The 18,865-nt window shown below is 72.0% G+C and carries 16 protein-coding genes; 7 read left to right on the forward strand and 9 right to left on the reverse strand.

The features are described 5' to 3' along the window. The first annotated feature begins 4 nt into the window (after nucleotides 1-4). Nucleotides 5-715, forward strand: coding sequence for a hypothetical protein (locus ABH926_RS29480; RefSeq protein WP_370369110.1), 711 nt, complete (start codon nucleotides 5-7; stop codon nucleotides 713-715). Between the two features lie 73 nt (nucleotides 716-788). Here ABH926_RS29480 and ABH926_RS29485 read toward each other — a convergent pair whose 3' ends face one another. From ABH926_RS29485 to ABH926_RS29510, 6 genes are all read right to left on the reverse strand, one after another. Continuing rightward, nucleotides 789-1,133, reverse strand: coding sequence for a hypothetical protein (locus ABH926_RS29485; RefSeq protein WP_370369111.1), 345 nt, complete (start codon nucleotides 1,131-1,133; stop codon nucleotides 789-791). A 124-nt stretch (nucleotides 1,134-1,257) separates the two neighbouring features. Continuing rightward, nucleotides 1,258-2,517 (reverse strand): phenylacetate--CoA ligase family protein, encoded by a 1,260-nt coding sequence (locus tag ABH926_RS29490; RefSeq protein WP_370369112.1) that lies wholly within the window; start codon nucleotides 2,515-2,517, stop codon nucleotides 1,258-1,260. Nucleotides 2,518-2,536: 19 nt separating this feature from the next. Further along, nucleotides 2,537-3,391, reverse strand: coding sequence for an SDR family NAD(P)-dependent oxidoreductase (locus tag ABH926_RS29495; protein ID WP_370369113.1), 855 nt, complete (start codon nucleotides 3,389-3,391; stop codon nucleotides 2,537-2,539). Further along, on the reverse strand, nucleotides 3,388-4,722 hold the full coding sequence (locus ABH926_RS29500) for an MFS transporter (RefSeq protein ID WP_370369114.1): 1,335 nt from the start codon (nucleotides 4,720-4,722) through the stop codon (nucleotides 3,388-3,390). Before ABH926_RS29500 ends, ABH926_RS29495 begins: the two co-directional genes overlap by 4 nt. Next, complete coding sequence (locus ABH926_RS29505) at nucleotides 4,719-5,981, reverse strand: phenylacetate--CoA ligase family protein (RefSeq protein WP_370369115.1); 1,263 nt, start codon at nucleotides 5,979-5,981, stop codon at nucleotides 4,719-4,721. Before ABH926_RS29505 ends, ABH926_RS29500 begins: the two co-directional genes overlap by 4 nt. Beyond that, a complete protein-coding gene (locus ABH926_RS29510) occupies nucleotides 5,978-6,967 on the reverse strand; it encodes a RimK family alpha-L-glutamate ligase (RefSeq protein WP_370369116.1) in 990 nt (329 codons plus the stop codon). The genes ABH926_RS29505 and ABH926_RS29510 overlap by 4 nt, the downstream gene beginning before the upstream one ends. A 229-nt stretch (nucleotides 6,968-7,196) precedes the next feature. On the opposite strand from ABH926_RS29510, the gene ABH926_RS29515 reads away from it, so the two are divergent. Genes ABH926_RS29515 through ABH926_RS29540 form a run of 6 tightly spaced genes read left to right on the forward strand, consistent with a single transcriptional unit; the run spans nucleotide 7,197 to nucleotide 14,628 of the window. Beyond that, the gene (locus ABH926_RS29515; protein WP_370369117.1) at nucleotides 7,197-8,426 is read left to right on the forward strand and encodes a hypothetical protein; all 1,230 of its coding nucleotides are present in this window, start codon (nucleotides 7,197-7,199) and stop codon (nucleotides 8,424-8,426) included. After that, on the forward strand, nucleotides 8,423-9,784 hold the full coding sequence (locus ABH926_RS29520; protein ID WP_370369118.1) for an amino acid adenylation domain-containing protein: 1,362 nt from the start codon (nucleotides 8,423-8,425) through the stop codon (nucleotides 9,782-9,784). Before ABH926_RS29515 ends, ABH926_RS29520 begins: the two co-directional genes overlap by 4 nt. After that, the gene (locus ABH926_RS29525) at nucleotides 9,781-10,008 is read left to right on the forward strand and encodes an acyl carrier protein (RefSeq protein ID WP_370369119.1); all 228 of its coding nucleotides are present in this window, start codon (nucleotides 9,781-9,783) and stop codon (nucleotides 10,006-10,008) included. Before ABH926_RS29520 ends, ABH926_RS29525 begins: the two co-directional genes overlap by 4 nt. Continuing rightward, complete coding sequence (locus tag ABH926_RS29530) at nucleotides 10,005-11,441, forward strand: flavin monoamine oxidase family protein (RefSeq protein WP_370369121.1); 1,437 nt, start codon at nucleotides 10,005-10,007, stop codon at nucleotides 11,439-11,441. The genes ABH926_RS29525 and ABH926_RS29530 overlap by 4 nt, the downstream gene beginning before the upstream one ends. Further along, nucleotides 11,438-13,165 carry a class I adenylate-forming enzyme family protein gene (locus ABH926_RS29535; protein WP_370369122.1) on the forward strand — a complete coding sequence of 576 codons (1,728 nt, stop codon included), beginning with the start codon at nucleotides 11,438-11,440 and terminating at the stop codon, nucleotides 13,163-13,165. The genes ABH926_RS29530 and ABH926_RS29535 overlap by 4 nt, the downstream gene beginning before the upstream one ends. A 14-nt stretch (nucleotides 13,166-13,179) precedes the next feature. Continuing rightward, a complete protein-coding gene (locus ABH926_RS29540) occupies nucleotides 13,180-14,628 on the forward strand; it encodes a KamA family radical SAM protein (protein ID WP_370369123.1) in 1,449 nt (482 codons plus the stop codon). On the opposite strand, the gene paaI is transcribed toward ABH926_RS29540, so the two are convergent. The 3 genes from paaI to ABH926_RS29555 all read right to left on the reverse strand — a co-directional run bounded on the left by paaI (nucleotide 14,613) and on the right by ABH926_RS29555 (nucleotide 18,860). Further along, nucleotides 14,613-15,014, reverse strand: coding sequence for a hydroxyphenylacetyl-CoA thioesterase PaaI (gene paaI, locus ABH926_RS29545; RefSeq protein WP_370369224.1), 402 nt, complete (start codon nucleotides 15,012-15,014; stop codon nucleotides 14,613-14,615). The two genes, ABH926_RS29540 and paaI, sit on opposite strands and share 16 nt — an antisense overlap. Nucleotides 15,015-15,067: 53 nt before the next feature. Continuing rightward, the gene (locus tag ABH926_RS29550; RefSeq protein WP_370369124.1) at nucleotides 15,068-17,887 is read right to left on the reverse strand and encodes a BTAD domain-containing putative transcriptional regulator; all 2,820 of its coding nucleotides are present in this window, start codon (nucleotides 17,885-17,887) and stop codon (nucleotides 15,068-15,070) included. A gap of 391 nt (nucleotides 17,888-18,278) precedes the next feature. Continuing rightward, the gene (locus ABH926_RS29555) at nucleotides 18,279-18,860 is read right to left on the reverse strand and encodes a hypothetical protein (RefSeq protein WP_370369125.1); all 582 of its coding nucleotides are present in this window, start codon (nucleotides 18,858-18,860) and stop codon (nucleotides 18,279-18,281) included. Between the last annotated feature and the right edge of the window lie 5 nt (nucleotides 18,861-18,865).

An 18,865-nucleotide genomic window follows, 5' to 3' on the forward strand; every position in this document is an offset into this window, starting at 1 on the left:
GCACATGCGGGAGGTCCTGCATGGCGAGGATGACAAGGTGGCCGGATTCACCGCGGCGCAGGTGATCGCCAAGGGGCAGCACCGGCGGCGGGCGCGCACGGCGGCGGTTTCCGGGGTCGCGCTGGTCGCGGCCGGGGCGGTGGCGGTGGTGCCGAGTGCGCTGGCCGGCGGGCACGGTCCCGGTCGGGGCGGGGTGGTGTCGGCGGCCGGGGGTCCGGTGCAGAGTGTGAGCTCGGCGCCTTCGTCGACGGCGCGCGTGGTGGCGGCCCCGCCGACTTCGCCGGTGTCCTCGGCATCGTCCTCGTCGTCGGCACCGGCCGTGCGCGTGGTGAAGCCGGGGAAGACCGACCTCGGCGGCGGCTATTCGCTGACGCTGACCTCGGACTCGTCGACCCTGACGGGTCACGACGGCCAGGTCGGGCCGAATTACACCGACAACGGCAACCAGGGGGCCGACACGATCGGCATCCAGGGCTGCGGATCCGTGATCGCCGGCCTGTACATCGGCAAGGGCGAGGCGGCTTCGGGCACGGTGACGGTGGACGGAAAGTCCTACCCCCTGACCATCGTCACGCTGGCCGGCCACCCGGGGTGGAGCGTGGCCTACGCGCTCCTGCCGGCGCCCCCGAAGACCACGTCGGCGACGTCGATCAGCGTCTCGGACGCGGCCGGGCACCAGCTGGCCTCGTTCACGGATCCGGGTCGCAAGCACTGAGGCGGGCGGCGGCCGCCACGGGGTTCCGGCCGTGATGCGGGTTGTGCCGGGCGTCTGAACCGCCCGGCACAACCTACTCGGCGGCGTGTACAGCTCCGCCGATCACGGATTCTTCCACTACGGCTCGCGTTTGGGGTTCGGCGCCTTCCGGCGCGGGCGTCACCGTCACCGCCACCGCCACCGCCGGCTCCGGCCAAGCCAGCGCGTAGCAAACCGCCGCGAGCGTCATCCCGCCTATCGCGACGGTCACCGCCTGGCCCGTCGCGACCACGGCCGTGACCGAGACGGCGATCAGCCATGCGGCCGACGCCCACATCCAGAACCGCCGCGAACGCGTCGCGGCGAGTTCCTCCGGCGAACGCGGTCGCCGGAATCCTTTGCGTGCTCGGCCGATGTCGTCATGGCTGATCGTGGTCACGGGGTCACCTCTGCTGCACTGTTCACGGGGTATGCGCGGACCGGCCGCTGCCGGTTCGCGCCGCCCGCTCCGTGTGACCGCGATGCGGCGCCTCAAACGCCGGGTTCTGGATGTTTCGATACCGTTATGCGGACGGTCGCTCGTCCAACACCTGCCGTAGCTTCCCGGTCCGCGGGTTCGTGACCAATTCGCCGCGGGGGACCCACTCGATGACCAGCTCGTGGATGATCCCGTCCGCCGCGTACTGCGGGTAGTCCGGTCGCGCGGCGTGAACGGCGTCGAGCAGCCGCTGTGTGAGCTCCGGCGGGGGCTGCTCCGTCGTGTAGCCCAGGCGCAGGATCAGGCCGTCCCGGCCGTCCCACCGCCGCTGCACCATCTGCATCCCCGTCATGTGGTGCTCCGGGTCGGCCGCGATCAGCGCCGCGCGCACGTCCTCGGTCGGCATCGCGATGGTGCCGACGCGCGCCCCCTCGATCGAGCGGCCGACCAGGCGGAAGTGGCGGCGTTCCACGTCGGCCCACTCCGCGCGGTCGCCGACCGGGTAGCGGATGATGGGCATCAGGGTGCGGAACAGGTTGGTGACCAGGAGCCGCCCCGGGACGCCCTCGGCGGTGATCGGCTCGCCGGTCTCGTCGTCGACGATCTCCACCAGCGTGCGGTTCGCGAACTCCTCGTGGACCCGGACGTCGGGGCCGGGGACGGGGGCCGCGACCAGGCCGGCGTCGACCGAGGCCAGGCCGATCGAGGCGACCGTGGCCTTGGGGAACGCGCGGGCCAGGATCGGGCGCAGGTCGTCGAACATCAGGTCCCCGGCGAACAGCACCAGTTCCACCGAGGCGGCGTCCTGCTCGCGCTTGATGACGCATTCGGCGACGGCGCTCAACTTCATCGGCTCGCCGACCAGGACCTGGATCTGGAAGTTGTCGATCAGCTCCGCGATCGCCTCGTCGGGCGTCGCAGACCCGACCGGGAAGCGGACGTTCTCCACCGGCGAGGCGTGCAGCCCGTGCTCCATGAACAACATCCCGCTGTACAGCTCGCCGGACGCCATCAGGTTCGCCACTCGGTGCCCCGGCTTCAGCCCGGCGCGCACCATCCCGGCGCCGAACGCCGTCACCGCGTCGGCGTGCTCGCCGCGGGTCCACGGCGAGAACTTCGGCGCTCCCGTGGTCCCGCCGGTCTTGTAGACGCCGGCATCGGTGAGCGGACCGGTCAGCAGAGTGTTCTCCGGCCATCGGTTCGCGACCCAGAACGCGGCCTGGTCGACGACCGGGAGCTGGGTGATGTGCGAGATCGTGGCCGGGACGTCTTTGTACGCCTCCGCGTAGAACGGCGAGTGCTTCCTGGCGAAGTCGACCAGTTCCTGCAATGATTTCTGAGGCATCGCAATCTCCTTACAAAAGCTACTGAAGGCCGATCCAGGTGCGAGCCAGCGACTGGATGACCGAGCCGTCCGCGTCGGCCAGCTTGGGGGCGATGTAGTCCTGGGCCCACCGGCTGGTGGGGATCCGGAAGGCGGGATCGTCCTCGGTCAGGGTCCGGAGGACGACCTCGGCGACCTCGCGCGCCGGCTGGGCCGCGGTCTCCCACCCCTGGGCCGAGATCCAGCCGATGTAGTCGGCGAAGGTGGACGCGTACACGCCCGAGGCGGCCTGGATCGTCGAGCGGTCGGCGTCCGGGAAGATGCCGAACGAGGTGTCCGGCACGAAGCCCGGCACCACGAGCGAGACCGTCACGCCCTGGGCAGCGGCGACCGGCGCCAAAGCCTCCATGAATCCCTCGACCGCGGCCTTCGCCGCGCAGTAGGACTCGTTGAACGGCTGCCCGACCACCCCGTGCACACTCCCGACCGTCACCAGCCGGCCGCCGGAGGCCCGCAGCAGCGGCATGGCCAACCGGCTCACCGCGATCACCCCGAAGAAGTTCACTTCCATGTTCGCGCGCAGCGCGGCCATCGTGGACATCTCCATCGTGGGGTCGGAGCTGGCCACTCCGGCGTTGTTGACCAGGGCGTCGAGTCGGCCGTAGGCCTTCTCCACGTCGGTCATGCAGGTCTGGACGGAATCCGGGTCGGTGACGTCGAGCTGCCGGACATCCACCTCGACCCCGGCGTCCTGCGCGGCGGCGAGCAACGCGCCGGCCCGCGCCGGATCGCGCATGGTCGCCACGGTCGCGAAGCCGTCGCGCGCGCAGGCGATCGCGGTCGCCAGGCCGATGCCCGAGGAGGTCCCGGTGATCAGTACGGTCCGGCCGGTCATGAGGCGCTTCCCGCCAGCTCGGCGCCGGCCCCGGCTCCTGCACCGTCTCCGTCTCCGGCACCGGCACCGGCACCGGTCTCGACCGCGCGCTCCGCCTCCGCCGCGTCCAGCAGCGGCTGGATCCGGATCGCCGACAGGAACGACAGCGCCGCCAACAGCGTGCCGCCGGCCATCATCACCCGGGAGGCGTCCAGCACCCCCATCGACCCGGTCAGCAGACTGACACCCAGACCGCCGACCAGCGCGGCCACCGGAATCACGCCCCAGGTGAAGACCCGGTAGGCGGCGTGCATGACGCCCTGGTTCTCCGCCGACATCCGCGACTGCCGCGCCGGAGCGCTGCACACGTTGATACACGACATGCAGAACCCGTAGCCGGCCATGGTCACCGCGATCACCGCGGTCGGCGGCAGCGCCGGCGCGGCGAGGATCCCGAGTCCGACCAGGTTGTGCGCCAGCAGCGACCACGCGAAGGTCCGGCCCAGGCCGAAGCGCTTGGCGATCTTGGGCGCGATGAGGGCGCCGACCAGCGCGCCGACCGCGGCGATCGACATCGCCGCGCCGAAAGCGCCGGTCGACAGGTGCAGGCCCCGGTAGGCCAGGATCGGCAGCACCGTGACGAAGACCGGCCCGCCGGCGTTCAGCGTCACGGCGGCCACGACCACGCGCCGCAGCACCGGGTCGGCCCAGTTCAGCCTGAAGCCCAGGGTCAGGCGCTCCCGGATCGACCCGGCGGTGACCGTCTTGGTGCCCCAGGGCTGCATGAAGCGGAAGGAGGCCGCGGATATCAGGTAGCTGGCGGCGTCCACGAACAGCGCGCCCACGCCGAGGGCGCTGTAGAGCCCGGCCGCGATCGACGGCCCGGCCACGTCGGTCACCGAACCGCTGCCCTCCAACCGGGAGTAGGCGCCGACCACGTGGTCCTCGCTCACCACCGCGGGCACGGCCACCAGGTAGCCGATGTTGAAGAAGATCGTCGCGCCGCTCACCACCGCGACGCAGCCGAACAGCAGTGGCGTGGACAGGAAGTGCCGCCAGTACGCGAGCGGAATCACCGCCACCGCGGCCAGCCGGACGAGGTCGCAGGTCAGCATCGTGCGACGCTTGTCCCAGCGGTCCACCAGCACCCCGGCGACCGGCCCGACCAGCGGGATGCCCAGGTACTGGGCCATGGAGACGATCCCGACCTGCAGCGCGCTCGCGTGCAGCGCGAAGATCATCAGGGCCGGCACCACGAACACCGTGACCTTGTCGCCGGCCATGCTGACCGTCTGGCCGGTCCAGAACAGGTTGAACCCGCGCCCCAGGTTCGCCGGCGAGCGCCTGCTCACGGCTGCTCCCGGACCACGAAGTTCGAGGTCTTGCCGGTCCGGTCGTTGCTGACCAGGGCGTCGGTGACGGTCACCCGGAAGTTGCCCGGGTCGTGCAGGAAGGCGGTGCTCAGGGTGAACGTCGAGGACAGCAGGTCCTTGCGCAGCTGCTCGGTGTCGACGGAGGCGCCGGCATCGGCCAGCACCAGCACCTCGACGCTCAGCGCCCGACCGTGGTTCTCGGTGATCACGACCTGCGCGCGGGAGACACCGGACTGTCGTTCTGTCTGCGCCACGATGTCGTCGACATGAAGGCCGAGGCCCCGCACCTGCACCACGCTGTCGCGGCGCCCCAGCACCCGCATCGCCCCGCCCGGACGCCCGCACGCACACGCCACGATCTGGCCGGCGTCGCCGGTCTGGTAGCGCAGCACCGGGTTGAGCATCTCGGGGTTCAGCGTCGTGAAGTCGAGCAGCTCGTCGGCGCCGACGTGCACCAGCTGTTCGGGCAGCACGTGGAAGGTGTCGTCCGGGCAGTCCGGGGTGTTGGTCCCCACGACCCAGGTCTCGGTGCTGCCGAACATGCCCCACCGCCGCGCCTCGGGCGCGACCGCCGCCATGTCCGCCTCCAGCTGCGGCTGCCACGCCTCACCGAGCCACAGCACCTTGCGCAGCGCGGGGAGTGTGATGCCGGCGGCGCGCGCGTTCGCGAACCACAGCCGCAGCACGCTCGGCGTCCCGCCGATCGCGGTCACGTTGCGCGCGGCGAAGAACGCCAGCCAGTCGGTGTACTCCTCGGCGGTCACCGAACCGACCGCGATCACCTGGCAGCCGCACAGGTCGGCCAGGGCGGCGGCCAGGAAGTGCGCGCCCCACATCCGGCCGGCGCCCCAGACGTTGACGAACACGTCGTCGCGGTCCAGCGGTGCCCACTGGGCATGGACGCCGGCCATGTAGAAGCCGGTGGGCGCGTAGCCGACCTTCGGCGCGCCGGTGCTGCCGCCGCTCTGGAACAGCCAGGTGGCGCCGTTCTCGGCCTTCGGCTCCAGATACGCCAGGGCGACGTTGAGATCGTCCTTGACCAGCGGCGGGACCGCGGCGATGTCGTCGAGCGCGAGGATCTTCTCCCGGCCGTCGTAGCGCGCGGCCAGCGCCGGCACCGTCCTGAGCCGCTCCAGCGAGCGCTGGGCCACGGCCAAACGCGGCTCGGCCGCCTCAGGGCTCTGCGAGAAGGCAGGGCTTTGCGAGAAGGCAGTGCTTTGCGAAAGGGACCCGGTCACTTCCCTGCCTCCAGCCATGCGGTGTGGGCGTTGCGGTAGGCGGCGAACCGTGCGCGGGCGACGTCCCGTTGGATCGTGCGGTCGTCCCCGGCGGCGCCGTCGGGCAGGATGACCCCGTCCAGTTCCAGTTCGGAGAGCCAGTACTGCTCTCCGTCATGCAGGAAGTCGATGCAGAAGAAGGGGATCGGGAGCTTCTCGGCGAAGTACGCCGCCGCCTCCGCGAGCTCCTCCGGGACCGTGGTGAACATCTCGGTCTTGCCGGCCCGGCTGGCGTTGGCCACCAGCGAGCCGCTCTCCGGGGTCCGCTTGGCCATGGCGTAGGGCTTGCCGTCGATGACGTAGACGCGGTAGTCGATGGTGCCCTCGCCGAGGTAGGGCTGCACCACCAGCGTGGTGTCGCCGCCCTGGGCCAGGCTCGCCAGGCCCCTGAGATCCTCGGAGTTCCGCGCCAGGTTGATCCCGCCGCCGCCGCACCAGCCGGTCGGCTTCACGATCGCCGGGAAGCTCACGTTCGGCAGCACGACCTCGTACAGGTGCTTGCCGATGTCCCGGCCGGAGCCGATGCGGATGGTCGGGATCGGCGGGATCGGCGAGCCGTCCAGGTACAGGACCGTGGCCAGCTTGTCGTTGCCGATCAGCGACGTCCAGGCCGGGAACGGCAGGTAGAAGCCGGCCTGCTCGAGCACCGCGCACAGCGCGTACTGGTTGAAGATGTCGGCCGACTGGTACGGCAGCGAGTACAGGGCCGTGATGAACAGCGTGTCCTGCGGGGTCACGAGCTCGTCGTCCACGTACACCCGGGGCTCGCCGCGGACCGTGCCGTCCACGGTGACCGCGTCGGGGGAGTGCCGTGTCCAGGTCATGCCGAGTTCTTCGGCGACCTCCGCGTACAGGTCCCAGAAGAACGGGTGCCAGAAGGCTGATCCGCGGGTCGACTCCCGATCCGGGAAGACCCAGCACAAGCGGCGCAACGTGGAGACGGTCATGCCGTCGAGCGTTCCAACCGGCGCTCCGAGACGGCCCCGGATCCGCTGCAGATCCGCTGCAAATCCACTGCGCCGGCGCTGATCGGAGGCTGCTGGCCGGGCCGCGGCGCGGCATGCGGCGTCGAGCGGATCTGAAGCGGTCTTGGAGCGCACTTGGAGCGCACTTGGAGCGCTCGTTGGAACGCTCGTCACAGTCCTCGTCCGCAGCCAGATTCGGGGTGTGCCTGGCATGTTGCCCCAGTTCCCGTCCACCACGCCCGGTGCGCTGGACACCGCGCGCGCCACGCTGGCCAAGCTGCGCTCCGTCCCGGCCCTGACCGAACGCTATTGCGACGTCGTGTCCCTGGACAGCCTGGAAGACCTGATCCACGTGCCGGTCATGGGCAAGGACGAGCTGACCGTCGCGTTGGCGCACCTGAAGCCGAAGGCGCAGCGCGGCGCGACGTGGACGTTCCAGCGGGACTGCGGGACCGGCCTGCCAGAGCTCGGATACGCGCCGACCGGCTTGTTCATGGCCGAGGTGTACGAGCGCTGGAAGCCGCTGGGGCCATCCGACGTGTTCGTCAACGGCTGGGCCGCGGGCAGGCTGTGGGACGCGCATTACCTGATGGGCGTCTACGCCGATCTGGCCGGCTGCACCGTCCTCGGGCTCGGTGCGGTCGGGCAGGACGAGGTCGACTACTGGCTCGAGTTCTGTGCCCACCACGGAGTCAGCGCCTTCGGCGGCGCCCCCGGCGCGCTGCGGCCGATCTTCGGCCGGGCCCGCGAGCTGGGCCTGAAGCTGCCCGCGCTGCGCAGCGTGATCTGGCTCGGCGAGGAGTGGGACCCGGCGATCGACGACGACCTGCCGTACGTGGCGCCGGACGCGCGGCGCTGGGGCCTGTACGGCGGCGCCGAGACGCTGGTCGTCGGCACCAACACCCCCGAGTGCGCCCCCGACGTCTGGCACCCGCTGCCCTCGCAGCTGGTCCACGTCGGCCAGGACCAGATGCTCGACGTCACCTCGCTCAAGCCGCACGGCCTCAACCCGGTGCTGCGCCTGCGGACCGGCGACGCGGGGGAGTGGTCGGTGTGCCCCTGCGGCCAGGCCGGACCCGCGCTGCGGGTGCTGGGCCGCCGGATGGGCGAGGTGAAGTTCCGCGGCCTGCTGCTCGACGTGGACGGCCTGGTCGCCGGGGTGGCCGGGCAGCCCGGGGTGTCGCGGGTGCAGATGGTGATCACCGAGCACGGCGCCGGCGCCGGCGGCGCGACCGCCGAGGTGCTGGTCGTGCCCTCGCGCGACGCGGCCGGGGACCTGGCGGCGCGGGTGCGGGGGCACATCCTCGCCTCGGCGATCGGGCGGGCCTGTACCGCGTTCCGGCACGACCCGGACGCGCTCGCGGTGCGCCTGGTGGACAGCGTGATCAGCAACGAGCGGACCGGCCGGTCCGCCGATCTCGTGGTGAGGCGGCACTCGTGACCGAGGTGATGACGGCTTTCGCCGACGCGGTGCGCAGGTCTCCGGACCGTCCGGCGATCGTGCACAACGGCCGGACCCTGACCTACGCCGACCTGGCCGCGCTGGTCGATGCGAAGGCGCGGGACCTGGGATCCGACCCCGGCGTGGTCGGCGTCCCGGCGACGCACGCGCCGGACACGGTGATCGGCCTGCTCGGCGTGTTCGCGGCCGGCGGCGCCTACATGCCGATCGACCCGGCGTTCCCGGCGGAGCGCGTCGAGGCCATGTACGCCGCGGCGAGCGGCCATCCGGTGTCCGGCCCGGCCTATGTCCTGTTCACCTCCGGATCGACCGGCGCGCCGAAGCCGGTGCTCACTCCCGGCGGGGCGGCCGGCATCACGGTCGCGGCGCTGGCCGCGCTGTTCGAGCTGACCCCGGCCGACCGCGTCCTGCAGTTCGCGTCGCTGAACTGGGACACCTGCTTCGAGGAGATCCTGCCGGCGCTCACCACCGGCGCGGCGCTCGTCTTCGACGACGAGGCGCACACCGGTTCCTTCCCGCGCTTCCTGCGGATGGTGGCCGAGCGGCGGATCAGTGTGCTGGATCTGCCGACCGCGTTCTGGCACGAGCTGGTGCGGCACCTGGCCGAGGACGAGGCCGTGCTGCCGGACTGTCTGCGGCTGGTGATCATCGGGGGTGAGGCCGCCTCGCCGGCCCGCTTGGCCGACTGGCACCGCTTGGACACCTCCGGGATCCGGTTGCTGAACACCTACGGCTGCACCGAGACCACGATGATCACGCATGCCGCGGATCTCGATGATCCCGGGGCCGAGCGCATCCCGATCGGCCGCCCTCTGCCCCATGTCAGGGAACTGATCGAAGACGCCGGCGAGCTGCTCATCGGCGGTCCGGCCCTGGCCGCGGGCTACCTCGGCGGCCCCGAGGCCACCGCCGAACGCTTCCTCGAGCGCGCCGACGGCCGCTGGTTCCGCACCGGCGACCGGGTCAGCCGGGGCCGCGACGGCCTGCTCTTCCACGAGGGCCGCATCGACCACCAGGTCAAGATCCGCGGCGTCCGCGTCGATCCCGGCGAGGTCGAGGCGCACCTGACCCGGCACCCGGCGGTGGCCGCGGCGGCGGTGACCGGGGTGACCCTCGCCGGGCGGACCGCTCTGGTCGGTTATGTCGCCGCGCCCGAGTCAGGGCCCGAAGGCGATACCGACCACGCCGACCTGCTCGGCTGGCTGCGCCAGCGCGTGCCCGCGCACCTGGTGCCCAGCCGCATCACGTTCGTCCCCGAACTCGTTCATACCGCGAGCGGGAAAGTCGACCGGGCGGGAACGCACCGGCGCTATGCAGCGAAGGAGAACCCGCGATGACCGTCGACGACACGATAGAGATCTTCCGCCGTGTGCTGGAGATGCCCGACGTGACCCCCGACAGCGACTTCTTCGATCTGGGCGGCGACTCGCTGCTCGGCACCCGCGTGCTGAGCGCGGTGGCCCGCACCACCGGCGTCGAGCTGTCCTTCGACGACTTCCTGCTGGCCGCCACGCCCGGCGCGCTGGCCAAGCGCGTGACCGAGATCGTGGCCCCGGCATGAGGGTCCTGATCGTCGGGGCCGGATTGGCGGGCCTGTCCGCGGCCCGCCGGCTGGCCGACGCCGGAGTCGAGACCACGGTGCTCGAGGCCCGCGACCGGGCCGGCGGACGCACCCGCGGCATCGAGGTCGCACCGGGCGCGTGGGTCGACGCCGGCGCCGCCTACCTCGGTGACCGGCACACCGAGCTGAACGCCCTGATCGCCGCGCTGGACCTGAAGACCTGCCCCACCGGCATGGTCGGGGACAGCCGGTTCGAGCTCGGTGATGCCGGGGACGGCTCTGCTGAAGACAACGCCGCCCAGACCCGGCCCGGCCGCTTCCCGCCGTTGAACGCGGTCGCGCTCGGCGAGCTCTTCGACCTGCTGGCCGACCTCACCGCGCGGGTACGCCCCGACGCGCCCTGGCTCACCCCGGATGCCGCCGAGCTCGACGGGACCACCGCGGCGCAGTGGGTCGAGCAGAATCTGCGGCACCCGGACGCCCGGCGGTTCTTCCCGTTGTTCCTCGGCGAGATGATGGCCGCCGACCCGGCCGATATCAGCGTCCTGCACATGGCCTTCTACCTGCGTTCCGGCGGCGGTCTGCGCTACCTCAACGCGTTCGAGGGCGGCGCCCAGCAGGACCGCGTCGACGGCGGCGCGCACCAGCTGGGCGAGCGCATGGCCGTCGATCTCGACGTCCGGTATGGCGAACCGGTCCACAGGATCCACACCGACGACACCGGGGTCACGGTCTCCAGCTCCGGCGGCGACCACCATGCCGACGCCGTCATCGTCGCCGTCCCGCCGGTGCTCGCCGACGCGATCGATTTCCGGCTTGGCCTCCCGGCTCCGCGCTCCACCGCCCGCACCGCACCGGGCTGCGCGGTGAAAGTCCACCTCGTCTATCCCGAACCGATCTGGCGCGAACACGGACTGTCCGGCTGGTCGGTCAACGCGAACGGCCCGCTGCTGTCCACCGTCGACGACTCGCCGGGTGGCGGCACCGTCGGCGTCCTGACCGGCTTCGTCACCGGCGCCGAAGCGCATCGCTTCGCCGCTCTTCCGGCGTCGGGACAGCGGGCCTCGGCCGTCGCCCAGGCCGCGCGCCTGTTCCCGTTCCTGCCCGCCCCCGTCGGCTTCCACCTCACCGACTGGGTCACCGAGCCCTACAGCCGCGGCTGCTACGCCGCCTTGTTCGGACCCGGCGACTGGATGTCTCTCGGACCCGCCCTCACGGGTCCGCACGGCCGGATCCACTGGGCCGGCACCGAGACCAGCACCGAGTTCTTCGGCCTGATGGAAGGCGCGATCCGCTCCGGCCATCGAGCCGCTGCCGAAATCCTTGCCACCGAAATCTGTGCCACCGAAATCCTCGCCACCGAAATCTGTGCCACCGAAATCCTCGCCCCCGTACCGGAAACCCCGGAAACGCCCTCCAGGAGGTCGCTATGAGCGACGACAGCACCGCCGCAACGCCGAGCCCCATCGCCCCGCTCGCGGTGCGCGAGCGCTTCATGACCGAGCCCGACCTGGGCGCCGGCAACTTCCTGGACTACGCGCTGGCGGCGAACCCGAACCGCGACGTGCCGTTCGCCTTCAGCCACAGCATCGACCACCGCGGCCGGGTCGTCCTGCGCGGCCACAGTCTCACGGACCTGGCGGCCCTGCGCGACCGCTACGCCAAGTGGTACCACGCCAACGGCGTGCGCCCCGGCGACCCGGTCGGCATCGTCGTCCCGGAGGGCCTGGAGCCGATCATCCACTTCCTCGCGCTGTCCGCGCTCGGCGCCATCCCGGCGATGATCAACGACGCGATGCGCCCGGACGTCATGGTCCGCTACCTGGACCACGTCGGCGTGGTCGGCGTCGTGGGCTTCGACACCACCGGCCTGGCCGCCGCCTACCGCAAGGACCCGCAGCGCCGTCCCGGGTTCCTGGCGCTGGCCGCCGAGGTCCAGGCCTTCGACGCCGCCTCGGTCGAGCTGCCGGAGCAGTACCCGTACCAGCACGAGCACGACGACGTCGTGGCCCTGATCCACTCCTCGGGCACCACCGGCACGCCGAAGTCGACGATCCTGGCACACCGCCAGTTCTGGGACGGCAAGCAGCCCCGGATGACCCGCTTCCCCGCCGAGCCCTACGACAAGCTCATGTCGCTGATGCCGCACACCCACGCCGGCGGCCTGAGCTACTTCCTCACCGCGACGCTGCTCGGCCTGCCCACGGTCGTGATGGGCAGCTGGACCCGCGAGGGCGTCGAGCCGGTGATGGAGGCGTTCCAGCCCACGATGATCGCCTCGTTCCCGCGCACCTTCGTCGAGCTGGCCACCGGCGAGCTGCCGGTCAAGGGCGCGGCCAAGGTGCACTCCTGGTTCAACACCGGCGACTCGGCGCACTACGGGCACATCAGGAGGCTGATCACGCTCGGCGAGCGCCCGGCCGGCCTGATCAAGCCCTGGCTGCTGCCCTCGCAGGCGGCGGCCGAGGCGGCCTCGCCCGGCTCGCAGTACGTCGACGGGCTCGGGTCCTCCGAGATGGGCATGGCGAACTTCGGCCAGGTCTGGACCCCGGAGGTGCCGCGCAACGACCGGTGCGTCGGCAAGAAGCTGGAGACCGTGACCCGCGCGGCCGTGCTGGACCAGGACGGCGCGGAGGTCCCGGACGGCACCGTCGGGCTGCTCGCGATCCAGTCGCCGTCCCTGACCCCGGGCTACTGGAACAACGAGGCCCTGACCAAGTCGTTCATGCTCAACGGGTACTGGCTCACCGGCGACGTCGCGTACAAGGACGCCGAGGGGAACTTCTACCACCTGGACCGGACGGTCGACGTCATCGACACCCTGTCAGGACCGGCGTACACCCTGCGGATCGAGGAGATCCTGCTGGCCGACTGCGCCGAGCTGGTCCAGGACTGCTCGGTGTTCGGCGTGCCCGGGCCCGCCGGTGGCCAGGTCCCCGTCGCGATGGTCCGGCTCCAGGCCGGCGCCGCCGACGCGACCGAGGAGGCGTTGCTGGAGACCGCGAACAAGGCGCTGGCCGAGGCGGGCCTGACGGAACTGGCCGCCGTGCGCATCGCGCGCGAGCCGCGGGACTACCCGCTCGGCCCCACCGGCAAGGTGCTCAAGCGGGAGCTGCGAACCCGGTTCGCCACCCTGTTCACCGTGCAGACCACCTGATGGATACAGATCACGTGACGGCCGCCGCCTCCGGCGAACAGGGCTTCTCCATCGATCAGGGCTTCTCTGGCGATCAGGGCTACCGCTACGTCCGGTCGCCGTTGGTCGAACCGGACTGGCGGCGGCTGCCCGGCTGGCGCGCCGTGACCGAGGCCGAGTGGCACAGCGCCCAGTGGCAGCGGGCGCACAGCGTCAAGAACCCCGCGCAGCTGCGCGCGGTCATGGGCGACCTGCTCACCGACCGGTTCTACGACGACCTCGCCGCCGACCGCGCCCGCTACGCGACCATGGCGATGCTGGTCCCGCCCCAGATGCTGAACACCGTGGTCCCCGGCGCCCCGCCGGACGACGAGTCGTTCCTGGCCGACCCGATCCGCCGCTACCTGCTCCCGGTGGCCTCCGACCGGGACCCGCACTGGCCCAGCCACCCGCACGCCGAGCGCGACTCCCTGCACGAGGCGGACATGTGGGTGGTGGAGGGCCTGACCCGCCGGTACCCGACCAAGGCCCTGGCCGAGCTGGTGGCCACCTGCCCGCAGTACTGCGGCCACTGCACCCGCATGGACCTGGTCGGCACCTCCACGCCGCAGGTGGCCAAGACCCGGCTGGCCCTGCGCTCGGCGGACCGCCAGGAGGCGATGCTGGACTACCTCAAGCGCACGCCGAGCGTGCGGGACGTGGTGGTCTCCGGTGGCGACGTGGCGAACGTGCCCTGGCCCCGGCTGGAGTCGTTCCTGTCCCGGCTGCTGGAGGTGGAGTCGGTCCGCGACATCCGGCTGGCCACCAAGGCCGTGGTCGGCCTGCCGCAGCACTGGCTCCAGCCGGAGGTGCGCGCCGGCCTGGCGCGGGTCGCCGGCACGGCGGCGGCCCGCTCGGTCAACCTGGCGGTGCACACCCACGCCAACCACGCGGCGTCGGTGACACCGCTGGTCGCGGCGGCGGCGCGCGCCCTGCTGGATGCAGGGGTGCGGGACGTGCGCAACCAGGGCGTGCTGATGCGCGGGGTGAACGCGACCGGCGCGGAGCTTCTGGACCTGTGCTTCGCGTTGCAGGACGAGGCGAACATCCTGCCGTACTACTTCTACATGTGCGACATGATCCCGAACGCGGAGCACTGGCGGGTCTCCGTCGCCGAGGCCCAGGAACTCCAGGACGCGATCATGGGCTGGCTGCCCGGGTACGCCACGCCGAGGATCGTGTGCGACGTGCCGTTCGTCGGCAAGCGCTGGGTGCACATGGTCGGGGAGTACGACCGGGAGCTCGGCGTGTCCCGGTGGGCCAGGAAGTACCGCATCGAGGCCGAGGCCGAGGTTGAGGTCGAGGTCGAGGTTGAGGCCGGGGTCGAGACAGAGGGCGAAAACGCCATCGCCGGGTACGGCGGCGGTGGCGTCTACTACGACCCGATCCACTCCCTGCCGGAGGCCGGGCGGCGGTGGTGGTCGGAGAACTACCGCTCCGGCTGAGCGGCGAACGGATTCCCGCTCAGCGTCACGCTGTGGCCGCGGAACTCCGCGACCACGGCACCGTCCTCCCGCCGCGTCACCGTGACGTCGTACAGCCCGGTGCGTCCCTGCCGGGCCCGCTCCACCGCCTCGGCGGCCAACAGGTCGCCGGGCCGGACCGGCTGCAGGAAGCTGACCTGCGCGGTCTGCGCCACGGTGACCGGGCCGTAGGAGTTGCACGCGTAGGCGAACGCCGCGTCGGCCAGCAGGAACACGTAGCCGCCGTGTCCGATGCCGTGGGCGTTCACCATGTCCTCGGCGATCCGCATGCTGAGCACGGCCCGGCCGGGCTCCGCCTCCTCCAGCGCGATGCCGAGTGCTTTGCAGGTCAGGTCCCTGGCATGCATCGCCTCGGCGTGTACGAGAACCACTTTGTCTCCTGTCAGATGCGGTAGGTGCGTCAAATCCGTGAATCCAGCCGCAATGTCTCGGCGTTGCGGTCCACAACGTCGCAGTCCACGGAGTCGCGGCTCACAGCGTCGTGGCCTAAGGCGCGCTGACCGCCCCCGGTCGGCTCCGTGCCCCACAGCCGCAGCCGGAGCCCCAGCCCGATCAGGGTCCCGGCCAGCACCCGGTCCGCGACGGCCGGCCGCGGCGAGTCCAGGGCCCGGCTCAGCTCGGCCAGCAGCCAGTCGTTGAACGGCCGGTCCAGCACGCCCCGGCCCCCGCCCCGCTCCTGGTCGAAACCACTGCCGACCGCCACCTCGCACAGGATCAGCGCCTGCGCGAACCGCTCGCGGCCGCGTTCCTCGGCTCCGCTGCGTACCAGCACGTCGGCGTAGCCCAGCAGGACGATGGCGTACGCCAGCGGCTCACGCCCCGAGTACAGCGTGCGCAGCGCGTGCTCCAAAGCGGCGCCGGCCTCCCCGAGGCGCGACTGCCGGGCCCGCAGCGCGCCCAGGCCGAAGGCGGCGGCGCAGGCGAGACCGCCGGCCTCGGACTCCAGCAGCTCGGTGGCCCGGCTCAGATGGATGTCGGCCTGGCCCCACTGCAACGGGTCGGCCAGCAGGGCGGTGCCGAGTTGGGCGTGCGCCTCGCCGAGCACCCGCGGGTCGCCCAGGGAGACGGCCGCCTCCAGGCCGATCGCGCACACCTGCGCCGGGACGGCCGGGTCGGAGGCGTAGGCCGCGGCGGCCAGGCGCCAGGCCGATTCCCCGTCGCCGGTGTCGACGACCCAGCGCGCCACCGCCGGCAGGCTCGGGGCCTCGGCCCGCAGGAAGGCGCCCGGGTCGTCGCCGCGGAAGGGGAGCCAGTCGTCGGGGCCGTTGGGCGCGGGCCAGTCCCGGTCCGGTGCGACCAGGTGGGCGCAGGCCTCGTACGCCTCCAGGTACCAGCGGAGGATCCGGCCCTCCACCACCGTCCGGTCGGTCAGCGCCGCGCCGCACTGCCGGGCGAATCGCAGGACCATGTCGTGGAACCAGTAGCGGTCCGAGCCGGTCTCCACCACCAGGTTGGCCGAGATCAGCTGGTCGAGCAGCTGCCGGGCGCGCACCGCCGAGACGTTCGCGGCCGCCGCGGCCAGCTGTAGGCAGGCCGAGGCCCCGGGCAGCAGGCCGAGCTGGCCGAACAGGCGCATCGCGGCCGGGTCGAGGCCGGCGTGCGCCTCGGCCAGCGCGGCACGCACCGTGCGCGGGTCGTCGGGGACCGAGAGCACGTCGACGTTCTCGGCCAGTTCGTCGGCGAAGGAGACCAGCGACTGCCGCGAGCGGGACGCCAGCGTCGCCCCGGCGATCCGGATCGCCAGCGGCCAGCCGCCGCACAGCCGGACCACTTCGGCGGCGCCCTCGCCGTGCAGCCGGTCCGGGCCGACGATCGCTCGCATCAGCTCGTAGGAGGCCGCCGGAGCCAGCGGCTCGACCGTCAGGGTGCGTACCGCGTGCTGGATGGCCAGCGCCGTCAGCCTGCTGCGACTGGTCGCGACCAGCAGGCTCCCGGCGGTCGGCGGCACCAGCGGCAGCAGCTGTGTGACGGCGCGGACGTCGTCGGCCACGATCAGGATCCGCTTTCCGTGGACCAGTGTCCGATACGTCGCCGCCCGCTCCTCGGCGCTGACCGGGAGCCGGTCGGCGCCGACCCCGAGGGCCAGCAGGATCGTGCCCAGGACCGAGCCGGCCGAGGGTGCCTCGCCCCGGTCGGCGCTGTGGCCGGCGCTGTGATCGGCGCTGTGGCCGGCACCGCCGAGACGGATGAAGATCTGCCCGTCCGGGAACCGGTGCGCGACGCTGTGCGCCCAGCGCACGACCAGCGCCGTCTTGCCCAGACCGCCGGCGCCGGACACGACCAGGATCCCGGGCTCGTCGTCCGGTTCGGGCAGCGCGGCGGTGAGCGTGGCCAGATCGGCGTCCCGGCCGATGAAGTGGCCGGCGCTGGCCGGCATCTGCGCCGGGCAGTAGTCCTGGATCGGCTCCGGCAGCGGTGTCTCCGATGCGCGGGGCCGCGGGACGAAGGCGGCCGGTATCTCAGGGTCGCCGCCACCGTTGGCGGGCACGGTGCCGGACGCCGGCGGGGCGGCCGCGTGCAGCTCGACTTCGGCGCGCTCTATGCGTTCGTCGCGTTCGTGACGTTCACCGCGCAGGATCTGCATGTGCAGCTCGCGCAGCTCCAGGCACGGATCCGCGCCGAGTTCCTCGGCCAGCCGTTCGCGCACCACCTGATACGCGCGGATCGCGTCGGCCTGCCGGTTGCACCGGTACAGCGCCGTCATGAACTGGATGACCAGCCGCTCGCGCAGCGGATCGGCCGACACCGCCGCGGCCAGGTCGCCCACCACCGCGGCGTGCCGGCCCAGCCCGAGTTCGGCCTCGAAGTACTGCTCCAGCAACCCGATCCGCAGCTCGGACAGCCGCACCCGGTCCGCGGAGGTACCCGGCGCCCACACGCCGTCCAACGGCGCGCCGCGCCACAGCTCCAGCGCCTGCCGCAGCCACCGCGCGCAGTCCGCGCCGCTGTCGGCCCGGCGCGCGCGCCGGGCGAACTCCTCGCACATGCCCAGGTCGGTCGCCTCCCTGGGCAGATCGAGCAGATACCCGGGATGCCGCGTCACGAGCGCGCCGCCGACCTTCCGGCGCAGCGTCGAGACCAGGCCCTGCACCCGCGAGCGCGGCCCCACCGGGGGCCGTCCGCCCCACAAGCCGTCGATGATCCGGTCGGTGGACAGCACGGTCCCACAGGACAGCGCCAGGATGGCGACCAGGTCCCGCTCGAGTGGCGCGAGCGGCACACAATCGCCACCGGCCCAAGCCTCCACCGGCCCGAGCAGGCGTATCTCCAACAAAGCAGCACCCTCCCGAGAACGCCGGAGCCCGGATCGAAAGATGGCGATGACCAGCACCCACACCGCATCCACACTGGCTTCGACCCGAGCGCCCCGGCGCGCACCAATGCCGACGAGTCCCCGCTTGCCGGAACCCCTTCCGGCGTCTCGATATCCGGATGCTACAGCCGTTCGATCCACGGAGGGAGTCTGTGCGCGGCGCAGCGGTTTCAGTACACTGACGCAGGTCAGGGCGCCCGCTCGCGGTGACCGCCCGGTGACGGGAGGTGGTCGTTCCGCCTCGGTGTCGATCGGGGCGGCGACAGAGCGTCGATCGGGGCGTCGATCAGAGCGTCGATCAGAGCCCGAAGTACGCCGCGGCGCGCTCGGCGACCTCCTCCGGTGCCAAACGCGTGTTGTCGATGAAAAGGTGCGACTCGGGCGCGTGGGCGAAGTCGTCGACCGAGTTGAGCCGGTACTCGGCGTCCATGCCGACCAGGTTGCCGTTCGACCACTCCAGATCGCGCTTGGACGGCTTCTCGGCCAGCCGGGACTGGCCGGCGTTGCGCTCCAGCCGCACGGCCTGGTCGGCGGCCAGCTCCAGGAACAGCACGCGCCCGCCGCGCTCGCGGAACGGCGCCGCGTAGCGTTCGACGAGCTCTGCGTCGGCCGGGTCGTCGAAGTCCCAGACCAGGGTGAACACCAGCCCGGGCAGGTCGCTGGCGGCGGCCTCGGCGAAGATCTGCTCGCGGAAGGCGTGGTTGAGCCGCCGGAAGTGCGGCGACTCGTACGGGAACAGCCTGAGCAGCGGTTCGATGGTCATGTGGTTGTGGAAGAGCTTGTATCCCGTACGCTCGGCTATCGCGCCGCCCACGGTCATCTTCCCGACCGCGGCGGGGCCGATGACGAACAGCAGGACGGGGGTCGTGGTGTCGGACATCGGGC

The sequence above is a fragment of the Catenulispora sp. GP43 genome, from assembly GCF_041260665.1.
Lineage (GTDB): Bacteria > Actinomycetota > Actinomycetes > Streptomycetales > Catenulisporaceae > Catenulispora.

Excerpts from the sequence above, each read along its gene's own strand:
- ABH926_RS29480 (WP_370369110.1), top strand. The coding sequence starts at position 5 with ATGCGGGAGGTCCTGCATGGCGAGGATGACAAGGTGGCCGGATTCACC.
- ABH926_RS29490 (WP_370369112.1), bottom strand. The coding sequence starts at position 2,517 with ATGCCTCAGAAATCATTGCAGGAACTGGTCGACTTCGCCAGGAAGCAC.
- ABH926_RS29495 (WP_370369113.1), bottom strand. The coding sequence starts at position 3,391 with ATGACCGGCCGGACCGTACTGATCACCGGGACCTCCTCGGGCATCGGC.
- ABH926_RS29510 (WP_370369116.1), bottom strand. The coding sequence starts at position 6,967 with ATGACCGTCTCCACGTTGCGCCGCTTGTGCTGGGTCTTCCCGGATCGG.
- ABH926_RS29515 (WP_370369117.1), top strand. The coding sequence starts at position 7,197 with ATGTTGCCCCAGTTCCCGTCCACCACGCCCGGTGCGCTGGACACCGCG.
- ABH926_RS29525 (WP_370369119.1), top strand. The coding sequence starts at position 9,781 with ATGACCGTCGACGACACGATAGAGATCTTCCGCCGTGTGCTGGAGATG.
- ABH926_RS29530 (WP_370369121.1), top strand. The coding sequence starts at position 10,005 with ATGAGGGTCCTGATCGTCGGGGCCGGATTGGCGGGCCTGTCCGCGGCC.
- ABH926_RS29535 (WP_370369122.1), top strand. The coding sequence starts at position 11,438 with ATGAGCGACGACAGCACCGCCGCAACGCCGAGCCCCATCGCCCCGCTC.
- paaI (WP_370369224.1), bottom strand. The coding sequence starts at position 15,014 with ATGCATGCCAGGGACCTGACCTGCAAAGCACTCGGCATCGCGCTGGAG.
- ABH926_RS29555 (WP_370369125.1), bottom strand. The coding sequence starts at position 18,860 with ATGTCCGACACCACGACCCCCGTCCTGCTGTTCGTCATCGGCCCCGCC.